At 49.5% G+C, this 16,685-nt stretch carries 26 protein-coding genes; 20 read left to right on the top strand and 6 right to left on the bottom strand.

The genetic code is table 11. The features are described from left to right. Position 1 precedes the first annotated feature (1 nt). The 14 genes from rplR to arfA all read left to right on the top strand — a co-directional run bounded on the left by rplR (position 2) and on the right by arfA (position 7,168). Complete coding sequence (gene rplR, locus FEK43_RS21545; protein ID WP_000358960.1) at positions 2–355, top strand: 50S ribosomal protein L18; 354 nt, start codon at positions 2–4, stop codon at positions 353–355. 14 nt (positions 356–369) lie between these two features. Next, a complete protein-coding gene (gene rpsE / locus FEK43_RS21550) occupies positions 370–873 on the top strand; it encodes a 30S ribosomal protein S5 (protein WP_000940121.1) in 504 nt (167 codons plus the stop codon). Between the two features lie 3 nt (positions 874–876). Beyond that, positions 877–1,056, top strand: coding sequence for a 50S ribosomal protein L30 (gene rpmD / locus FEK43_RS21555; RefSeq protein ID WP_001140433.1), 180 nt, complete (start codon positions 877–879; stop codon positions 1,054–1,056). Positions 1,057–1,059: 3 nt separating this feature from the next. Continuing rightward, positions 1,060–1,494 carry a 50S ribosomal protein L15 gene (gene rplO / locus FEK43_RS21560; protein ID WP_001238917.1) on the top strand — a complete coding sequence of 145 codons (435 nt, stop codon included), beginning with the start codon at positions 1,060–1,062 and terminating at the stop codon, positions 1,492–1,494. A gap of 7 nt (positions 1,495–1,501) precedes the next feature. Continuing rightward, positions 1,502–2,833, top strand: coding sequence for a preprotein translocase subunit SecY (gene secY, locus FEK43_RS21565; RefSeq protein WP_001118861.1), 1,332 nt, complete (start codon positions 1,502–1,504; stop codon positions 2,831–2,833). A gap of 31 nt (positions 2,834–2,864) precedes the next feature. Continuing rightward, positions 2,865–2,981 carry a 50S ribosomal protein L36 gene (rpmJ, locus tag FEK43_RS21570; RefSeq protein ID WP_000868187.1) on the top strand — a complete coding sequence of 39 codons (117 nt, stop codon included), beginning with the start codon at positions 2,865–2,867 and terminating at the stop codon, positions 2,979–2,981. Positions 2,982–3,127: 146 nt separating this feature from the next. Then, a complete protein-coding gene (gene rpsM / locus FEK43_RS21575; RefSeq protein WP_000090775.1) occupies positions 3,128–3,484 on the top strand; it encodes a 30S ribosomal protein S13 in 357 nt (118 codons plus the stop codon). Positions 3,485–3,500: 16 nt separating this feature from the next. After that, a complete protein-coding gene (gene rpsK / locus FEK43_RS21580; protein ID WP_001029684.1) occupies positions 3,501–3,890 on the top strand; it encodes a 30S ribosomal protein S11 in 390 nt (129 codons plus the stop codon). Between the two features lie 33 nt (positions 3,891–3,923). Next, positions 3,924–4,544 carry a 30S ribosomal protein S4 gene (gene rpsD, locus FEK43_RS21585; protein ID WP_000135224.1) on the top strand — a complete coding sequence of 207 codons (621 nt, stop codon included), beginning with the start codon at positions 3,924–3,926 and terminating at the stop codon, positions 4,542–4,544. Between the two features lie 25 nt (positions 4,545–4,569). Further along, entirely contained in the window at positions 4,570–5,559 is a 990-nt protein-coding gene (rpoA, locus tag FEK43_RS21590) for a DNA-directed RNA polymerase subunit alpha (RefSeq protein WP_001162094.1), read from the top strand. 40 nt (positions 5,560–5,599) lie between these two features. Next, a complete protein-coding gene (gene rplQ, locus FEK43_RS21595; RefSeq protein WP_001216368.1) occupies positions 5,600–5,983 on the top strand; it encodes a 50S ribosomal protein L17 in 384 nt (127 codons plus the stop codon). 106 nt (positions 5,984–6,089) lie between these two features. Next, positions 6,090–6,458 (top strand): DUF1992 domain-containing protein, encoded by a 369-nt coding sequence (locus FEK43_RS21600; protein ID WP_135408019.1) that lies wholly within the window; start codon positions 6,090–6,092, stop codon positions 6,456–6,458. A 10-nt stretch (positions 6,459–6,468) separates the two neighbouring features. Beyond that, on the top strand, positions 6,469–6,894 hold the full coding sequence (gene zntR, locus FEK43_RS21605) for a Zn(2+)-responsive transcriptional regulator (RefSeq protein WP_059222259.1): 426 nt from the start codon (positions 6,469–6,471) through the stop codon (positions 6,892–6,894). Between the two features lie 55 nt (positions 6,895–6,949). Then, a complete protein-coding gene (arfA, locus tag FEK43_RS21610; RefSeq protein WP_135408017.1) occupies positions 6,950–7,168 on the top strand; it encodes an alternative ribosome-rescue factor ArfA in 219 nt (72 codons plus the stop codon). On the opposite strand, the gene mscL is transcribed toward arfA, so the two are convergent. The 5 genes from mscL to def all read right to left on the bottom strand — a co-directional run bounded on the left by mscL (position 7,165) and on the right by def (position 11,909). Beyond that, on the bottom strand, positions 7,165–7,575 hold the full coding sequence (gene mscL, locus FEK43_RS21615) for a large-conductance mechanosensitive channel protein MscL (protein ID WP_000022442.1): 411 nt from the start codon (positions 7,573–7,575) through the stop codon (positions 7,165–7,167). The genes arfA and mscL overlap by 4 nt on opposite strands. Before the next feature lie 129 nt (positions 7,576–7,704). Further along, positions 7,705–9,081, bottom strand: coding sequence for a Trk system potassium transporter TrkA (gene trkA / locus FEK43_RS21620; RefSeq protein ID WP_000691382.1), 1,377 nt, complete (start codon positions 9,079–9,081; stop codon positions 7,705–7,707). A 21-nt stretch (positions 9,082–9,102) separates the two neighbouring features. Continuing rightward, positions 9,103–10,392, bottom strand: coding sequence for a 16S rRNA (cytosine(967)-C(5))-methyltransferase RsmB (rsmB, locus tag FEK43_RS21625; protein WP_135408014.1), 1,290 nt, complete (start codon positions 10,390–10,392; stop codon positions 9,103–9,105). A 45-nt stretch (positions 10,393–10,437) separates the two neighbouring features. Then, entirely contained in the window at positions 10,438–11,385 is a 948-nt protein-coding gene (gene fmt / locus FEK43_RS21630; protein WP_130261299.1) for a methionyl-tRNA formyltransferase, read from the bottom strand. A 14-nt stretch (positions 11,386–11,399) separates the two neighbouring features. After that, positions 11,400–11,909 carry a peptide deformylase gene (gene def, locus FEK43_RS21635; RefSeq protein ID WP_000114985.1) on the bottom strand — a complete coding sequence of 170 codons (510 nt, stop codon included), beginning with the start codon at positions 11,907–11,909 and terminating at the stop codon, positions 11,400–11,402. Positions 11,910–12,038: 129 nt separating this feature from the next. Here def and dprA point away from each other — a divergent pair, with 129 nt between their 5' ends. The 6 genes from dprA to FEK43_RS21665 are packed head-to-tail and all read left to right on the top strand — an operon-like array spanning position 12,039 to position 15,833. Beyond that, entirely contained in the window at positions 12,039–13,163 is a 1,125-nt protein-coding gene (gene dprA, locus FEK43_RS21640; protein WP_130206875.1) for a DNA-protecting protein DprA, read from the top strand. Then, positions 13,135–13,608 (top strand): DUF494 family protein Smg, encoded by a 474-nt coding sequence (gene smg / locus FEK43_RS21645; protein ID WP_000460680.1) that lies wholly within the window; start codon positions 13,135–13,137, stop codon positions 13,606–13,608. The genes dprA and smg overlap by 29 nt, the downstream gene beginning before the upstream one ends. Positions 13,609–13,636: 28 nt before the next feature. Next, positions 13,637–14,179: a type I DNA topoisomerase gene (locus FEK43_RS21650; protein ID WP_135408012.1), complete on the top strand. Its 543-nt coding sequence runs from the start codon at positions 13,637–13,639 to the stop codon at positions 14,177–14,179. Between the two features lie 4 nt (positions 14,180–14,183). Continuing rightward, on the top strand, positions 14,184–14,756 hold the full coding sequence (gene tsaC / locus FEK43_RS21655) for an L-threonylcarbamoyladenylate synthase type 1 TsaC (RefSeq protein WP_130206873.1): 573 nt from the start codon (positions 14,184–14,186) through the stop codon (positions 14,754–14,756). 4 nt (positions 14,757–14,760) lie between these two features. Next, complete coding sequence (aroE, locus tag FEK43_RS21660; RefSeq protein WP_135408010.1) at positions 14,761–15,579, top strand: shikimate dehydrogenase; 819 nt, start codon at positions 14,761–14,763, stop codon at positions 15,577–15,579. Then, entirely contained in the window at positions 15,576–15,833 is a 258-nt protein-coding gene (locus FEK43_RS21665; protein ID WP_130206869.1) for a DUF1488 domain-containing protein, read from the top strand. Before aroE ends, FEK43_RS21665 begins: the two co-directional genes overlap by 4 nt. Here FEK43_RS21665 and FEK43_RS21670 read toward each other — a convergent pair. Beyond that, on the bottom strand, positions 15,809–16,363 hold the full coding sequence (locus tag FEK43_RS21670) for a gamma carbonic anhydrase family protein (RefSeq protein ID WP_130206867.1): 555 nt from the start codon (positions 16,361–16,363) through the stop codon (positions 15,809–15,811). The genes FEK43_RS21665 and FEK43_RS21670 overlap by 25 nt on opposite strands. Between the last annotated feature and the right edge of the window lie 322 nt (positions 16,364–16,685).

A 16,685-nucleotide genomic window follows, 5' to 3' on the forward strand; every position in this document is an offset into this window, starting at 1 on the left:
TATGGATAAGAAATCTGCTCGTATCCGTCGTGCGACCCGCGCACGCCGCAAGCTCCAGGAGCTGGGCGCAACTCGCCTGGTGGTACATCGTACCCCGCGTCACATTTACGCACAGGTAATTGCACCGAACGGTTCTGAAGTTCTGGTAGCTGCTTCTACTGTAGAAAAAGCTATCGCTGAACAACTGAAGTACACCGGTAACAAAGACGCGGCTGCAGCTGTGGGTAAAGCTGTCGCTGAACGCGCTCTGGAAAAAGGCATCAAAGATGTATCCTTTGACCGTTCCGGGTTCCAATATCATGGTCGTGTCCAGGCACTGGCAGATGCTGCCCGTGAAGCTGGCCTTCAGTTCTAAGGTAGAGGTGTAAGATGGCTCACATCGAAAAACAAGCTGGCGAACTGCAGGAAAAGCTGATCGCGGTAAACCGCGTATCTAAAACCGTTAAAGGTGGTCGTATTTTCTCCTTCACAGCTCTGACTGTAGTTGGCGATGGTAACGGTCGCGTTGGTTTTGGTTACGGTAAAGCGCGTGAAGTTCCAGCAGCGATCCAGAAAGCGATGGAAAAAGCCCGTCGCAATATGATTAACGTCGCGCTGAATAACGGCACTCTGCAACACCCTGTTAAAGGTGTTCATACGGGTTCTCGCGTATTCATGCAGCCGGCTTCCGAAGGTACCGGTATCATCGCCGGTGGTGCAATGCGCGCCGTTCTGGAAGTCGCTGGGGTTCATAACGTTCTGGCTAAAGCATATGGTTCCACCAACCCGATTAACGTGGTTCGTGCAACTATCGATGGCCTGGAAAATATGAATTCTCCAGAAATGGTCGCTGCCAAGCGTGGTAAATCCGTTGAAGAAATTCTGGGGAAATAAACCATGGCAAAGACTATTAAAATTACTCAAACCCGCAGTGCAATCGGTCGTCTGCCGAAACACAAGGCAACGCTGCTTGGCCTGGGTCTGCGTCGTATTGGTCACACCGTAGAGCGCGAGGATACTCCTGCTATTCGCGGTATGATCAACGCGGTTTCCTTCATGGTTAAAGTTGAGGAGTAAGAGATGCGTTTAAATACTCTGTCTCCGGCCGAAGGCTCCAAAAAGGCGGGTAAACGCCTGGGTCGTGGTATCGGTTCTGGCCTCGGCAAAACCGGTGGTCGTGGTCACAAAGGTCAGAAATCTCGTTCTGGCGGTGGCGTACGTCGCGGTTTCGAGGGTGGTCAGATGCCTCTGTACCGTCGTCTGCCGAAATTCGGCTTCACTTCTCGTAAAGCAGCGATTACAGCCGAAGTTCGTCTGTCTGACCTGGCTAAAGTAGAAGGCGGTGTTGTAGACCTGAACACGCTGAAAGCGGCTAACATTATCGGTATCCAGATCGAGTTCGCGAAAGTGATCCTGGCTGGCGAAGTAACTACTCCGGTAACTGTTCGTGGCCTGCGTGTTACTAAAGGCGCTCGTGCTGCTATCGAAGCTGCTGGCGGTAAAATCGAGGAATAAGTAGCAGATGGCTAAACAACCGGGATTAGATTTTCAAAGTGCCAAAGGTGGCTTAGGCGAGCTGAAACGCAGACTGCTGTTTGTTATCGGTGCGCTGATTGTGTTCCGTATTGGCTCTTTTATTCCGATCCCTGGTATTGATGCCGCTGTACTTGCCAAACTGCTTGAGCAACAGCGAGGCACCATCATTGAGATGTTTAACATGTTCTCTGGTGGTGCTCTCAGCCGTGCTTCTATCTTTGCTCTGGGGATCATGCCGTATATTTCGGCGTCGATCATTATCCAGCTGCTGACGGTGGTTCACCCGACGTTGGCAGAAATTAAGAAAGAAGGGGAGTCTGGTCGTCGTAAGATCAGCCAGTACACCCGTTACGGTACTCTGGTGCTGGCAATATTCCAGTCGATCGGTATTGCTACCGGTCTGCCGAATATGCCTGGTATGCAAGGCCTGGTTATTAACCCGGGCTTTGCATTCTACTTCACCGCTGTTGTAAGTCTGGTCACAGGAACGATGTTCCTGATGTGGTTGGGCGAACAGATTACTGAACGAGGTATCGGCAACGGTATTTCAATCATTATCTTCGCCGGTATTGTCGCGGGACTCCCGCCAGCCATTGCCCATACTATCGAGCAAGCGCGTCAAGGCGACCTGCACTTCCTCGTGTTGCTGTTGGTTGCAGTATTAGTATTTGCAGTGACGTTCTTTGTTGTATTTGTTGAGCGTGGTCAACGCCGCATTGTGGTAAACTACGCAAAACGTCAGCAAGGTCGTCGTGTCTATGCTGCACAGAGCACACATTTACCGCTGAAAGTGAATATGGCGGGGGTAATCCCGGCAATCTTCGCTTCCAGTATTATTCTGTTCCCGGCGACCATCGCGTCATGGTTCGGGGGCGGTACTGGTTGGAACTGGCTGACAACAATTTCGCTGTATTTGCAGCCTGGGCAACCGCTTTATGTGTTACTCTATGCGTCTGCAATCATCTTCTTCTGTTTCTTCTACACGGCGTTGGTTTTCAACCCGCGTGAAACAGCAGATAACCTGAAGAAGTCCGGTGCATTTGTACCAGGAATTCGTCCGGGAGAGCAAACGGCGAAGTATATCGATAAAGTAATGACCCGCCTGACCTTGGTTGGTGCGCTGTACATTACCTTTATCTGCCTGATCCCGGAGTTCATGCGTGATGCAATGAAAGTACCGTTCTACTTCGGTGGGACCTCACTGCTTATCGTTGTTGTCGTGATTATGGACTTTATGGCTCAAGTGCAAACTCTGATGATGTCCAGTCAGTATGAGTCTGCATTGAAGAAGGCGAACCTGAAAGGCTACGGCCGATAATTGGTCGCCCGAGAAGTTACGGAGAGTAAAAATGAAAGTTCGTGCTTCCGTCAAGAAATTATGCCGTAACTGCAAAATCGTTAAGCGTGATGGTGTCATCCGTGTGATTTGCAGTGCCGAGCCGAAGCATAAACAGCGCCAAGGCTGATTTATTCGCATATTTTTCTTGCAAAGTTGGGTTGAGCTGGCTAGATTAGCCAGCCAATCTTTTGTATGTCTGTGCGTTTCCATTTGAGTATCCTGAAAACGGGCTTTTCAGCATGGAACGTACATATTAAATAGTAGGAGTGCATAGTGGCCCGTATAGCAGGCATTAACATTCCTGATCATAAGCATGCCGTAATCGCATTAACTTCGATTTATGGCGTCGGCAAGACCCGTTCTAAAGCCATCCTGGCTGCAGCGGGTATCGCTGAAGATGTTAAGATCAGTGAGCTGTCTGAAGGACAAATCGACACGCTGCGTGACGAAGTTGCCAAATTTGTCGTTGAAGGTGATCTGCGCCGTGAAATCAGCATGAGCATCAAGCGCCTGATGGATCTTGGTTGCTATCGCGGTTTGCGTCATCGTCGTGGTCTACCGGTTCGCGGTCAGCGTACCAAGACCAACGCACGTACCCGTAAGGGTCCGCGCAAACCGATCAAGAAATAATCGGGGTGATTGAATAATGGCAAAGGCACCAATTCGTGCACGTAAACGTGTAAGAAAACAAGTCTCTGACGGCGTGGCTCATATCCATGCTTCTTTCAACAACACCATCGTGACTATCACTGATCGTCAGGGTAACGCGTTGGGTTGGGCAACAGCCGGTGGTTCCGGTTTCCGTGGTTCTCGCAAATCCACTCCGTTTGCAGCTCAGGTTGCAGCAGAGCGTTGCGCTGACGCCGTGAAAGAATACGGCATCAAGAATCTGGAAGTTATGGTTAAAGGTCCGGGTCCAGGCCGCGAATCTACTATTCGTGCTCTGAACGCCGCAGGTTTCCGCATCACTAACATTACTGATGTGACTCCGATCCCTCATAACGGTTGTCGTCCGCCGAAAAAACGTCGCGTATAACGCTTCGTTTTCCAGGTTTGTTGGAGAAAGAAAATGGCAAGATATTTGGGTCCTAAGCTCAAGCTGAGCCGTCGTGAGGGCACCGACTTATTCCTTAAGTCTGGCGTTCGCGCGATCGATACCAAGTGTAAAATTGAACAAGCTCCTGGCCAGCACGGTGCGCGTAAACCGCGTCTGTCTGACTATGGTGTGCAGTTGCGTGAAAAGCAAAAAGTTCGCCGTATCTATGGTGTGCTGGAGCGTCAGTTCCGTAACTACTACAAAGAAGCAGCACGTCTGAAAGGCAACACCGGTGAAAACCTGTTGGCTCTGCTGGAAGGTCGTCTGGACAACGTTGTATACCGTATGGGCTTCGGTGCCACTCGTGCAGAAGCACGCCAGCTGGTTAGCCATAAAGCAATTATGGTAAACGGTCGTGTTGTTAACATCGCTTCTTATCAGGTTAGTCCGAATGACGTTGTAAGCATTCGTGAGAAAGCGAAGAAGCAGTCTCGCGTGAAAGCCGCTCTGGAGCTGGCTGAGCAGCGTGAAAAGCCAACCTGGCTGGAAGTTGATGCTGGCAAGATGGAAGGTACGTTTAAGCGTAAGCCGGAGCGTTCTGATCTGTCTGCGGACATTAACGAACACCTGATCGTCGAGCTTTACTCCAAGTAAAGCTTAGTACCAAAGAGAGGACACAATGCAGGGTTCTGTGACAGAGTTTCTAAAACCGCGCCTGGTTGATATCGAGCAAGTGAGTTCGACGCACGCCAAGGTGACCCTTGAGCCTTTAGAGCGTGGCTTTGGCCATACTCTGGGTAACGCACTGCGCCGTATTCTGCTCTCATCGATGCCGGGTTGCGCGGTGACCGAGGTTGAGATTGATGGTGTACTACATGAGTACAGCACCAAAGAAGGCGTTCAGGAAGATATCCTGGAAATCCTGCTCAACCTGAAAGGGCTGGCGGTGAGAGTTCAGGGCAAAGATGAAGTTATTCTTACCTTGAATAAATCTGGCATTGGCCCTGTGACTGCAGCCGATATCACCCACGACGGTGATGTCGAAATCGTCAAGCCGCAGCACGTGATCTGCCACCTGACCGATGAGAACGCGTCTATTAGCATGCGTATCAAAGTTCAGCGCGGTCGTGGTTATGTGCCGGCTTCTACCCGAATTCATTCGGAAGAAGATGAGCGCCCAATCGGCCGTCTGCTGGTCGACGCATGCTACAGCCCTGTAGAGCGTATTGCCTACAATGTTGAAGCAGCGCGTGTAGAACAGCGTACCGACCTGGACAAGCTGGTCATCGAAATGGAAACCAACGGCACAATCGATCCTGAAGAGGCGATTCGTCGTGCGGCAACCATTCTGGCTGAACAACTGGAAGCTTTCGTTGACTTACGTGATGTACGTCAGCCGGAAGTGAAAGAAGAGAAACCAGAGTTCGATCCGATCCTGCTGCGCCCTGTTGACGATCTGGAATTGACTGTCCGCTCTGCTAACTGCCTTAAAGCAGAAGCTATCCACTATATCGGTGATCTGGTACAACGTACCGAGGTTGAGCTCCTTAAAACGCCTAACCTTGGTAAAAAATCTCTTACTGAGATTAAAGACGTGCTGGCTTCCCGTGGACTGTCTCTGGGTATGCGCCTGGAAAACTGGCCACCGGCAAGCATCGCTGACGAGTAACCGGATCACAGGTTAAGGTTTTACTGAGAAGGATAAGGTCATGCGCCATCGTAAGAGTGGTCGTCAACTGAACCGCAACAGCAGCCATCGCCAGGCTATGTTCCGCAATATGGCAGGTTCACTGGTTCGTCATGAAATCATCAAGACGACTCTGCCTAAAGCGAAAGAGCTGCGCCGCGTAGTTGAGCCGCTGATTACTCTTGCCAAGACTGATAGCGTTGCTAATCGTCGTCTGGCATTCGCCCGTACTCGTGATAACGAGATCGTGGCAAAACTGTTTAACGAACTGGGCCCGCGTTTCGCGAGCCGTGCCGGTGGTTACACTCGTATTCTGAAGTGTGGCTTCCGTGCAGGCGACAACGCGCCGATGGCTTACATCGAGCTGGTTGATCGTTCAGAGAAAGCAGAAGCTGCTGCAGAGTAATCTGAAGCAACGTAAAAAAACCCGCCCCGGCGGGTTTTTTTATACCCGTAGTATCCCCACTTATCTACAATAGTTGTACTCTTTTTGTTCATCCCCTGGAGTATTTATGTGGTTACTTGACCAGTGGGCAGAGCGCCATATTACTGAAGCACAATCTAAAGGTGAGTTTGATAATCTCTCAGGCAGTGGTGAACCATTAATCCTGGAAGATGACACACATGTGCCGCCGGAACTGCGTGCGGGCTATCGCTTGTTAAAGAATGCCGGCTGTTTACCGCCAGAACTTGAGCAGCGCAAGGAAGCTATTCAGCTTCTGGATATTCTCAACGGTATCCGTCAGGATGATCCGCAATATCAAGATGTTAGCCGTCAGTTGTCTTTACTGGAGTTGAAACTGCGGCAAGCAGGTTTGAGTACTGAATTTTTACGTGGCGAATATGCAGATAAGCTTCTGCATAAAATTAATGACAACTGAGAGATAATTTATGTATCGCATTGGTGAGTTGGCAAAACTGGCAGAAGTTACGCCCGACACAATACGTTATTACGAAAAACAGCAGATGATGGATCATGAAGTTCGTACGGAAGGAGGCTTTCGCCTGTATACCGAAAGCGATCTCCAACGGTTGAAATTTATTCGGCATGCCAGACAACTTGGTTTCAGTCTTGAGTCGATCCGTGAGTTACTTTCGATCCGTATCGATCCTGAACATCATACTTGTCAGGAATCAAAAGGTATTGTGCAGGAAAGATTACAGGAAGTGGAAGCGCGGATAGCCGAGTTGCAGAGCATGCAGCGTTCCTTGCAACGTCTTAACGATGCCTGTTGTGGTAGCGCCCATAGCAGCGTTTATTGCTCTATCCTTGAAGCTCTTGAACAAGGAGCCAGCGGTGTCAAAGCAGGTTGTTGATTTTTTGCACTGACGGGATTACACTCGCGCCGTTAAATAACCAACTGGAGTTTTTATGAGTCGATATCAGCATACGAAAGGGCAGATAAAGGATAATGCGATTGAAGCATTACTACATGACCCTTTGTTCAGGCAGCGTGTAGAAAAAAATAAAAAAGGGAAAGGCAGTTATATGCGAAAAGGAAAACATGGCAATCGGGGTAGCTGGGAGGCCAGTGGCAAGAAAGTAAATCACTTTTTTACCACTGGCCTTCTGCTTTCAGGCATTTGTTAAGAGCGGTTATTCTGCTCTTTCAGCAAATCACGAATTTCTGTCAGTAATACTTCTTCTTTAGTTGGTGCAGGTGCGGCTGCTGGTTCTTCTTTTTTCCGATTCAGTTTGTTGATTAGCTTAATCGCCATAAAGATGGCAAAGGCCACAATCAGAAAATCAAAGACGTTTTGAATGAAGACACCGTAATGCATCACAACAGCAGGGATATCCCCCTGCGCATCGCGTAGCGTGACAGCAAACTGTTTAAAGTCGATCCCGCCAATTAATAAGCCTAAAGGTGGCATGATGATATCGGCAACCAGTGAAGAGACGATCTTCCCGAATGCCGCACCGATAATGACACCCACCGCCAAATCCACCACATTCCCGCGCATCGCAAATTCGCGAAATTCTTTAATAATGCTCATGTTATTCTCCCTATGAAGCCGACAACCATAAGTCTAACAAATGTTAAGCCATTTTCCTGCCAGGAATGAATTTAATTAATCCTTGATAATCAAAGGGAAATAATAAGGCGTCATTAGACGCCTTATTAATTACAAAAAGAAAGGACTTGGCTGGAAGAGTCTTTCGACGTCGGTAATAAACTTTTTATCTGTGAGGAACATAATTACGTGATCGCCTTGCTCAATGCGCAGATTGTCATTGGCAATCATCACGTCGTTTCCACGTACCACCGCTCCAATAATCGTTCCTGGCGGTAGCTTGATTTCATCAATGACTCTGCCGACAACGCGCGAGGTGCTTTCATCACCGTGAGCAACGGCTTCAATAGCTTCTGCTACGCCGCGGCGCAATGAGGAAACACCAACAATATCTGCTTTTCGCACATGACTAAGCAACGCAGAAATAGTTGCTTGTTGTGGTGAAATCGCAATATCGATCACGCTCCCCTGAACCAGATCCACATAAGCGCGACGCTGGATCAATACCATCACCTTTTTCGCACCCATACGTTTGGCGAGCATGGCTGACATGATATTGGCCTCGTCATCGTTGGTGACGGCAATAAACAGATCAACTTGATCGATATGTTCTTCGGCCAGCAGTTCTTGATCCGACGCATCACCAAAAAAGACGATCGTATTCTGCAACTTTTCCGCCAGTTCGGCAGCGCGCTGCTGATTACGTTCGATGAGTTTGACGCTGTAATCTTTTTCCAGGCGACGCGCCAGCCCTGCACCGATATTACCGCCACCAACCAGCATGATCCGCTTATACGGTTTTTCCAGTCGCTGTAATTCACTCATCACCGCGCGTATATGCTGCGAGGCGGCAATAAAGAACACTTCATCACCAGCTTCAACAATAGTCGAACCTTGCGGGCGGATAGGACGGTCGTGGCGGAAAATTGCCGCCACGCGGGTATCGATATGTGGCATATGCTCGCGCATGGTCGAAAGCGCATTACCAATAAGCGGGCCACCATAATAGGCTTTTACCACTGCAAGGCTCACTTTACCCTCAGCGAAGTTCACCACCTGCAATGCGCCGGGATACTCAATCAGTCGGTAAATATTATCGATAACCAACTGCTCTGGTGCGATCAGATGATCAATCGGTACAGCATCTGAATGAAATAGCTTATCGGCATCGCGCACGTAGTCTGGTGAGCGGATACGAGCGATGCGATTAGGGGTGTTGAAAAGTGAGTAGGCTACCTGGCAGGCAACCATATTGGTTTCATCTGAACTGGTTACAGCAACCAGCATATCGGCGTCGTCGGCACCTGCCTCCCGCAATACGCGTGGATGAGAGCCATGCCCCTGCACGACTCGCAGGTCAAATTTATCCTGCAAGGTCCGCAGACGCTCACCGTTGGTATCGACAACAGTAATATCGTTGTTCTCGCCAACCAGGTTTTCCGCCAGTGTGCCGCCAACCTGACCGGCACCCAGAATGATAATTTTCATCAGTCGCGACCCGTTATCTCATCACTTTTTGATTAGCTTAGCGTAAAAGAAGCCGTCGCCCTCTTCAGCACCAGGCAGATTTTGCTTACCCGGTTGTTCTGGTGTTCCGGTGTCGCAAAGTTCGGCATCAGCGGTACGTTGCAAAAAGGCTTTAACCTGCAGGCTATTCTCTTCCGGTAACACCGAACAGGTGGCATAGACCAGGGTTCCACCGGATTTTAAATGCGGCCAAATGGCGTCGAGAATTTCAGACTGCAGTTGCGCGAGTTCCGGGATATCGCGATCACGACGTAACCACTTGATATCCGGATGTCGACGAATCACACCTGTTGCTGAACAAGGCGCATCTAATAAAATGCGATCAAACTGTTGCTCGCCACACCATTGGGAAGGGTAGCGGCCATCACCTTGTTTCACGGTCGCCTTCATACCAAGGCGTTTTAAATTGTCGTAAACGCGAGAGAGGCGCTGTTCGTCAATATCAACCGCAAGAACCTGCGCTTCTGGTGCCACCTCAAGGATATGCGTTGTTTTACCGCCGGGGGCGGCACAAAGATCCAGAATGTGTTCACCGTTTTGTGGCGCAAGCCAGGTCATGCAACCTTGTGCTGATGCATCCTGAACGGTAACCCATCCGTCTTCAAAACCGGGTAGCGCATGAACAGGTGCAGGTGTTTCCAGCCGTACAGCATCAGGGTAATCCGAATGCGGGAAGCCTTTCATTCCTGCTTCATCCAGCAATGCAAGCCAACTGTCGCGGGAATGATGCGTACGATTAACGCGCAGCCACATTGGCGGACGCTGGTTATTGGCGTCAACGATAGATTGCCACTGCTCTGGATACGCTTTTTGCAGACGCTTCAGCAACCAGGAGGGATGCAGATAACGTGCATCACTGGCATTAAACTCGGCTAATAACTCTTCTTGCTGACGCTGGAACTGACGTAATACGCCGTTAATCAACCCTTTAAGTTGCGGGCGCTTAATTGTGACAGCGCCTTCAACCGTTTCAGCCAGCGCAGCATGCGGTGGAATGCGGGTATAAAGCAGTTGATACAAACCAACCATAATCAGGTAATGCACGGTCCGCTGTTTGCCGGTCATCGGACGGGCCATTAACTTATTAATCAGCCAGTCTAACTGTGAAAGCGTGCGCAGTACGCCAAAGCACAACTCTTGAAGAAGTGCTTTGTCTTTATCGGAAACCTTTTGCTGGAGCGCTGGCAAAATGTTGCTTAATGATTGCCCTTGCTCGACGACTTGTTCAACGGCCTGGGCCGCCATGCTACGTAAATTACGTTGTTTTTTCATAAGTATAAAAATGCCCGGCAAGACCGGGCTTAGAAGAGTGGACTATCAGGCCAGACGCTTGCCCGGAACAAACCATTCCCGACGAGAATTCAGGAGGTCTTGTGCGCTCATCGCTTTCTTACCCGCAGGTTGTAACGAGAGCAGGTTCAGGATGCCATCACCAGTCGCAACCTGGATGCCTTGTTTGTTGGCTTCAAGGATCGTTCCTGGGGCAGCGTTGGTTACCGTATCAATGACCGACGCTTTCCAGACTTTAACCGGCTGTCCTTCAATTTCCAGCCAGCTCATTGGCCATGGATTGAAAGCGCGAATGCAGCGTTCAAGCTGCGCTGCCGAAAGTGACCAGTCAATACGCGCTTCTTCTTTACTCAACTTTTCGGCGTAAGTAACGAGAGTTTCGTCCTGCACTTCCGGTTTTGCCGAGCCGTCTGCCAGTTGTTTCAATGTGGCGATAAGCCCTTGTGGGCCAAGCTCTGCCAGTTTGTCATATAACGTGCCACTGGTATCTTCTGTGGTAATCGGGCAGGAGAGTTTATAGAGCATGTCGCCCGTGTCTAAACCGACATCCATTTGCATAATGGTTACGCCGGTTTCTGCATCGCCCGCCCACAGCGAACGTTGGATTGGTGCAGCACCGCGCCAACGTGGCAGCAGTGAACCATGAACGTTGATACAGCCAAGACGCGGCATTTCCAGCACCGCTTTAGGCAGAATCAGCCCATAGGCGACGACGACCATAACATCAGCCTGCAGATCGGCGACCAGTTGCTGGTTTTCTTGTGGACGCAGGGAAACAGGTTGAAAAACGGGTAGACCTTTTTCCTCAGCCAGAACTTTAACCGGGCTGGGCATCAGTTTTTTACCGCGTCCTGCCGGTCGGTCTGGCTGGGTGAACACGCCAACGACGTTATGACCAGAAGACAACAGCGCGTCGAGATGACGCGCTGCAAAGTCAGGTGTTCCCGCAAAAATAATACGTAGTGATTCTGACACGTTAGTTCTTATCCTTAAGCCCGGTCTTTCAGACGATCCAGTTTTTCAACTTTCTGACGAATACGTTGTTGTTTCAGCGGTGACAGGTAATCCATGAACAGTTTACCGACCAGGTGATCCATCTCATGCTGAATGCAGATGGCTAACAGACCATCAGCTTCCAGTTCAAATGGTTTACCATCGCGGTCCAGGGCGCGAATTTTCACTTTCTCTGCGCGCGGCACTAAAGCACGCTGTTCAGGGATCGACAGGCAACCTTCTTCAATGCCTGTTTCGCCGCTTTTTTCTAAAAGCTCCGGATTGATTAACACCAGCCGTTCGTCGCGGTTTTCCGAAACATCAATAACAATGATACGTTGATGGATATCAACCTGGGTTGCCGCCAGGCCAATACCTTCTTCTGCGTACATCGTCTCGAACATATCATCGACGATACGCTGAATTTCTGCATTCACTTCTTCTACCGGTTTAGCAACTTTGCGAAGCCGCTCGTCCGGAATATGTAACACTTGCAAAACTGACATAAATCTCCAGAGATGTGTTCAGGAGTTAGAAAGATTATTTCTTCTATTCTAGACAAATCCCCCTCTGATTGACAGCATCACTGACCAATCGCAAAGATTGCTAAGGCTGCTTATGGCAGGGAGATAAGGATGGTCGATACCGAAATTTGGCTGCGTTTAATGAGCATCAGCAGCTTGTACGGCGATGATATGGTCCGCATTGCTCACTGGCTGGTAGAACAGCCAAATATTGATGCAGTTGTACTGCAGCAAACAGGGCTTTCATCGCGACAGGCACAACGCTTTCTTACATTTTCACAGCAGAGTATTGAAAGCTCACTTTGTTGGCTGGAGCAACCTAACCATCATTTAATCCCAGCGGACAGTGAATTTTATCCTCCTCAACTTATTGCAACGGCTGATTATCCAGGTGCACTGTTTGTTGCTGGTGATCTACAAGCGCTGCAATCATTTCAGTTGGCCGTAGTGGGAAGCCGGGCGCATTCATGGTATGGCGAACGGTGGGGGCGGCTGTTATGTGAGGCGCTGGCGGCGCGAGGCGTGACAATTACCAGTGGGCTGGCGCGCGGAATCGATGGTGTAGCGCATAAAGCGGCCTTGCAGGTAAATGGTGTCAGTGTTGCTGTGCTGGGGAATGGGCTAAATACCATTCATCCGCGTCGCCATGCCCGACTTGCTACCAGTCTGCTTGAACATGGTGGGGCTCTTGTCTCGGAATTTCCCCTCGATACCCCTCCTCTTGCTTACAATTTCCCGCGAAGAAATCGCATTATTAGTGGTCTAAGTAAAGGTGTACTGGTGGTGGAAGCGGCTTTGCGCAGTGGTTCACTGGTGACAGCGCGTTGTGCGCTTGAGCAGGGACGTGAAGTCTTTGCTTTGCCCGGTCCATTAGGGAGTCCCGGAAGTGAAGGCCCCCACTGGCTTATAAAACAAGGTGCGATTCTTGTGACGGAACCGGAAGAAATTCTGGAAAATTTGCAATATGGATTGCACTGGTTGCCAGATGCCCATGAAAAATCATTTTATTCATCAGATCAGGAAGACGTGGCATTGCCATTTCCTGAGCTCCTGGCTAACGTAGGAGATGAGGTAACACCTGTTGACGTCGTCGCTGAACGTGCCGGCCAACCTGTGCCAGAGGTAGTTACTCAACTACTTGAACTGGAGTTAGCAGGATGGATCGCAGCTGTACCCGGCGGCTATGTCCGATTGAGGAGGGCATGCCATGTTCGACGTACTAATGTATTTGTTTGAAACCTATATTCACACTGAAGCTGAGTTGCGTGTGGATCAAGACAAACTTGAACAGGATCTTACCGACGCAGGTTTTGAGCGAGAAGATATCTACAATGCCCTGCTATGGCTGGAAAAACTTGCTGATTATCAGGAAGGGTTGGCAGAACCGATGCAACTGGCCTCGGATCCTCTCTCCATGCGTATTTATACACCGGAAGAGTGTGAACGACTGGATGCCAGCTGCCGTGGGTTTCTGCTTTTCCTTGAGCAGATTCAGGTGCTCAACCTTGAAACCCGTGAAATGGTGATAGAGCGAGTGCTCGCGCTGGATAACGCAGAGTTCGAACTGGATGATCTGAAATGGGTGATCCTGATGGTGTTGTTCAACATCCCGGGCTGCGAAAATGCGTACCAGCAAATGGAAGAATTACTCTTTGAAGTGAATGAAGGTATGCTGCATTAATCATTTCTTTAATTCAGCATAAGTTGTTATGGCGAAATCAGCACTGTTCACGGTGCGTAATAATGAGTCCTGCCCAAAGTGCGGGGCTGAACTGGTTATTCGATCCGGGAAACACGGTCCGTTTCTTGGGTGCTCACAGTATCCGGCGTGTGACTACGTCCGTCCTCTGAAATCTTCAGCGGATGGGCATATCGTCAAAGTTCTGGAGGGGCAGGTTTGCCCTGCATGCGGAGCAAATCTGGTATTACGCCAGGGACGCTTTGGTATGTTTATTGGTTGCAGTAACTACCCTGAATGCGAACATACCGAGCTTATCGATAAACCGGACGAAACAGCAATTACCTGTCCTCAATGTCGGACGGGCCATCTGGTCCAGCGCCGCTCCCGTTATGGCAAAACATTTCACTCCTGTGATCGCTACCCTGAGTGTCAATTTGCTATTAACTTCAAACCAATAGCCGGAGAGTGCCCTGAGTGTCATTTTCCGCTACTCATCGAAAAGAAAACCGCGCAGGGTGTTAAACATTTCTGTGCCAGTAAACAATGTGGAAAGCCGGTTTCGGCGGAATAATAACGTGAATAATAACCTGCAAGGAGACGCTATCGCAGCTGCGATAGATGTCCTCAATGAAGAACGTGTCATCGCCTATCCAACGGAAGCCGTTTTTGGTGTCGGGTGCGATCCTGATAGCGAAACAGCAGTGATGCGGCTGTTGGAATTAAAGCAGCGTCCGGTTGATAAGGGGCTGATTTTAATCGCGGCAAATTACGAGCAGCTTAAACCCTATATTGATGACAGCATGCTGACTGGCGCGCAGCGTGAAACCATTTTTTCTCGCTGGCCTGGTCCTGTCACCTTTGTCTTTCCCGCGCCTGCGACAACACCACGATGGTTGACGGGCCGCTTTGATTCGCTTGCTGTACGAGTTACCGACCATCCGTTGGTGGTTGCTTTGTGCCAGACTTATGGTAAACCGCTGGTTTCTACCAGTGCCAACTTGAGTGGATTACCACCTTGTCGAACAATAGAGGAAGTTCACGCACAGTTTGGTGCTGATTTCCCGGTTGTGCGAGGTGAAACGGGCGGTCGTTTAAATCCTTCAGAAATTCGTGATGCCCTGACGGGTGAACTGTTTCGACAGGGGTAACATAATGGAAACCTATGCTGTTTTTGGTAATCCGATAGCCCACAGCAAATCGCCATTCATTCATCAGCAATTTGCACAGCAACTGAATATTGAACATCCCTATGACCGCGTGCTGGCACCCATCAATGATTTCATCAACACGCTAAACGCTTTCTTTAGTGCTGGTGGTAAAGGTGCGAATGTGACAGTGCCTTTTAAAGAAGAGGCTTTTGCCAGAGCGGATGAGCTTACTGAACGGGCAGCGTTGGCTGGTGCTGTTAATACCCTCAAGCGGTTAGAAGATGGACGCCTACTGGGTGACAATACCGATGGTGTAGGCTTGTTAAGCGATCTGGAACGTCTGTCTTTTATTCGCTCCGGTTTACGTATTCTGCTTATCGGCGCTGGTGGGGCATCTCGTGGGGTATTACTGCCGCTTCTCTCTCTGGACTGTGCGGTGACAATCACTAACCGAACGGTTTCTCGCGCGGAAGAGTTGGCTAAATTGTTTGCGCACACTGGTAGTGTTCAGGCGTTGGGTATGGACGAACTGGACGGTCACGAGTTCGATCTTATTATTAACGCGACATCCAGTGGCATTAGTGGAGATGTTCCGGCGATCCCGGCATCGCTCGTCCATTCAGGTATTTGTTGTTATGACATGTTCTACCAGAAGGGAAAAACGCCCTTTCTGGCATGGTGTGAACAGCAAGGCTCAAAACGTAATGCGGATGGATTGGGGATGTTAGTGGCGCAGGCGGCTCATGCCTTCCTTCTCTGGCACGGTGTTCTGCCTGACGTAGCACCAGTTATAAAGCAATTGCAGGAGGAGTTGTCCGCGTGAATCAGGCCATCCAATTTCCAGACAGGGAAGAGTGGAGCGAGAGTAAAAAATGCGTTTGTTTTCCAGCTCTTGTAAATGGTATGCAGCTCACTTGCGCTATTACTGGAGAGAGTCTGGCGAACCGCTTTGCAGGAGATACGCCAGAACAGTGGTTAGCGAATTTTCGTCAGCATCGCTGGGACCTGGAAGAGGAAGCGGAAAACTTAATTCAGGAACAAAGTGAAGATGATCAAGGCTGGGTCTGGTTACCCTGATCCAGATATTCGTCCTTCCATTTCACGTAATTATTTGCGGAATAGCGTAACCCAGCCTTCTCTTCATCACTTAACGGGCGGATCTGTTTGACGGGGCTACCGAGATACAGATATCCGCTCTCCAGTCGTTTATTTTGTGGGACCAGGCTACCTGCACCAATCATCACATCATCTTCTACTATTGCGCCATCAAGTAAAATTGAGCCCATCCCAACCAAAACTCGATTGCCAATGGTGCAGCCGTGGAGCATCACTTTATGTCCAACCGTAACGTCTTCACCGACGATCAACGGATTGCCTTGTGGATTAGCCGTTGATTTATGGGTCACGTGTAAGACGCTACCATCCTGAATATTAGTGCGGGCACCGATTTGTACATAATTCACATCGCCACGAATCACAACGAGCGGCCAGATCCCCACATCATCAGCCAGGCGGGCGTCACCAATAACCACACTACTACTGTCGATCATTACGCGCTGACCGATTTGTGGAAAAAGATCGCGGTATGGGCGTAAAACATCAGACATACTTACCTCAACAATAAATGATTTACTAATGACTTTGGGTGCATTATTGGCCTTGTGCAAGTCTTTTAGTATGCAAAAAAGCACCGTTTTGTGTGTGAATGCAGCAAAAAGGGTGAAAAAACAACAAACAGAAAAAAAGATCAAAAAAGTACTTGTGCAAAAAATTGGGATCCCTATAATGCGCCTCCGTTGAGACGACAACGTGAAACACTTCACAAGATGGTCGTAACAACAAAGAGAAAAATCCTGAAATTCAGGGTTGACTCTGAAAGAGGAAAGCGTAATATACGCCACCTCGCGACAGTGAGCTGAAAGCCGCGTC

The sequence above is a fragment of the Escherichia sp. E2562 genome (genome assembly GCF_005781075.1).
Classification (GTDB): Bacteria; Pseudomonadota; Gammaproteobacteria; order Enterobacterales; family Enterobacteriaceae; genus Escherichia.

Coding starts and splice junctions, on each gene's coding strand:
- rplR (WP_000358960.1), top strand. CDS start 2: ATGGATAAGAAATCTGCTCGTATCCGTCGTGCGACCCGCGCACGCCGC.
- rpsE (WP_000940121.1), top strand. CDS start 370: ATGGCTCACATCGAAAAACAAGCTGGCGAACTGCAGGAAAAGCTGATC.
- rpmD (WP_001140433.1), top strand. CDS start 877: ATGGCAAAGACTATTAAAATTACTCAAACCCGCAGTGCAATCGGTCGT.
- rplO (WP_001238917.1), top strand. CDS start 1,060: ATGCGTTTAAATACTCTGTCTCCGGCCGAAGGCTCCAAAAAGGCGGGT.
- secY (WP_001118861.1), top strand. CDS start 1,502: ATGGCTAAACAACCGGGATTAGATTTTCAAAGTGCCAAAGGTGGCTTA.
- rpmJ (WP_000868187.1), top strand. CDS start 2,865: ATGAAAGTTCGTGCTTCCGTCAAGAAATTATGCCGTAACTGCAAAATC.
- rpsK (WP_001029684.1), top strand. CDS start 3,501: ATGGCAAAGGCACCAATTCGTGCACGTAAACGTGTAAGAAAACAAGTC.
- rpsD (WP_000135224.1), top strand. CDS start 3,924: ATGGCAAGATATTTGGGTCCTAAGCTCAAGCTGAGCCGTCGTGAGGGC.
- rpoA (WP_001162094.1), top strand. CDS start 4,570: ATGCAGGGTTCTGTGACAGAGTTTCTAAAACCGCGCCTGGTTGATATC.
- rplQ (WP_001216368.1), top strand. CDS start 5,600: ATGCGCCATCGTAAGAGTGGTCGTCAACTGAACCGCAACAGCAGCCAT.
- FEK43_RS21600 (WP_135408019.1), top strand. CDS start 6,090: ATGTGGTTACTTGACCAGTGGGCAGAGCGCCATATTACTGAAGCACAA.
- zntR (WP_059222259.1), top strand. CDS start 6,469: ATGTATCGCATTGGTGAGTTGGCAAAACTGGCAGAAGTTACGCCCGAC.
- arfA (WP_135408017.1), top strand. CDS start 6,950: ATGAGTCGATATCAGCATACGAAAGGGCAGATAAAGGATAATGCGATT.
- mscL (WP_000022442.1), bottom strand. CDS start 7,575: ATGAGCATTATTAAAGAATTTCGCGAATTTGCGATGCGCGGGAATGTG.
- trkA (WP_000691382.1), bottom strand. CDS start 9,081: ATGAAAATTATCATTCTGGGTGCCGGTCAGGTTGGCGGCACACTGGCG.
- rsmB (WP_135408014.1), bottom strand. CDS start 10,392: ATGAAAAAACAACGTAATTTACGTAGCATGGCGGCCCAGGCCGTTGAA.
- def (WP_000114985.1), bottom strand. CDS start 11,909: ATGTCAGTTTTGCAAGTGTTACATATTCCGGACGAGCGGCTTCGCAAA.
- dprA (WP_130206875.1), top strand. CDS start 12,039: ATGGTCGATACCGAAATTTGGCTGCGTTTAATGAGCATCAGCAGCTTG.
- smg (WP_000460680.1), top strand. CDS start 13,135: ATGTTCGACGTACTAATGTATTTGTTTGAAACCTATATTCACACTGAA.
- FEK43_RS21650 (WP_135408012.1), top strand. CDS start 13,637: ATGGCGAAATCAGCACTGTTCACGGTGCGTAATAATGAGTCCTGCCCA.
- aroE (WP_135408010.1), top strand. CDS start 14,761: ATGGAAACCTATGCTGTTTTTGGTAATCCGATAGCCCACAGCAAATCG.
- FEK43_RS21670 (WP_130206867.1), bottom strand. CDS start 16,363: ATGTCTGATGTTTTACGCCCATACCGCGATCTTTTTCCACAAATCGGT.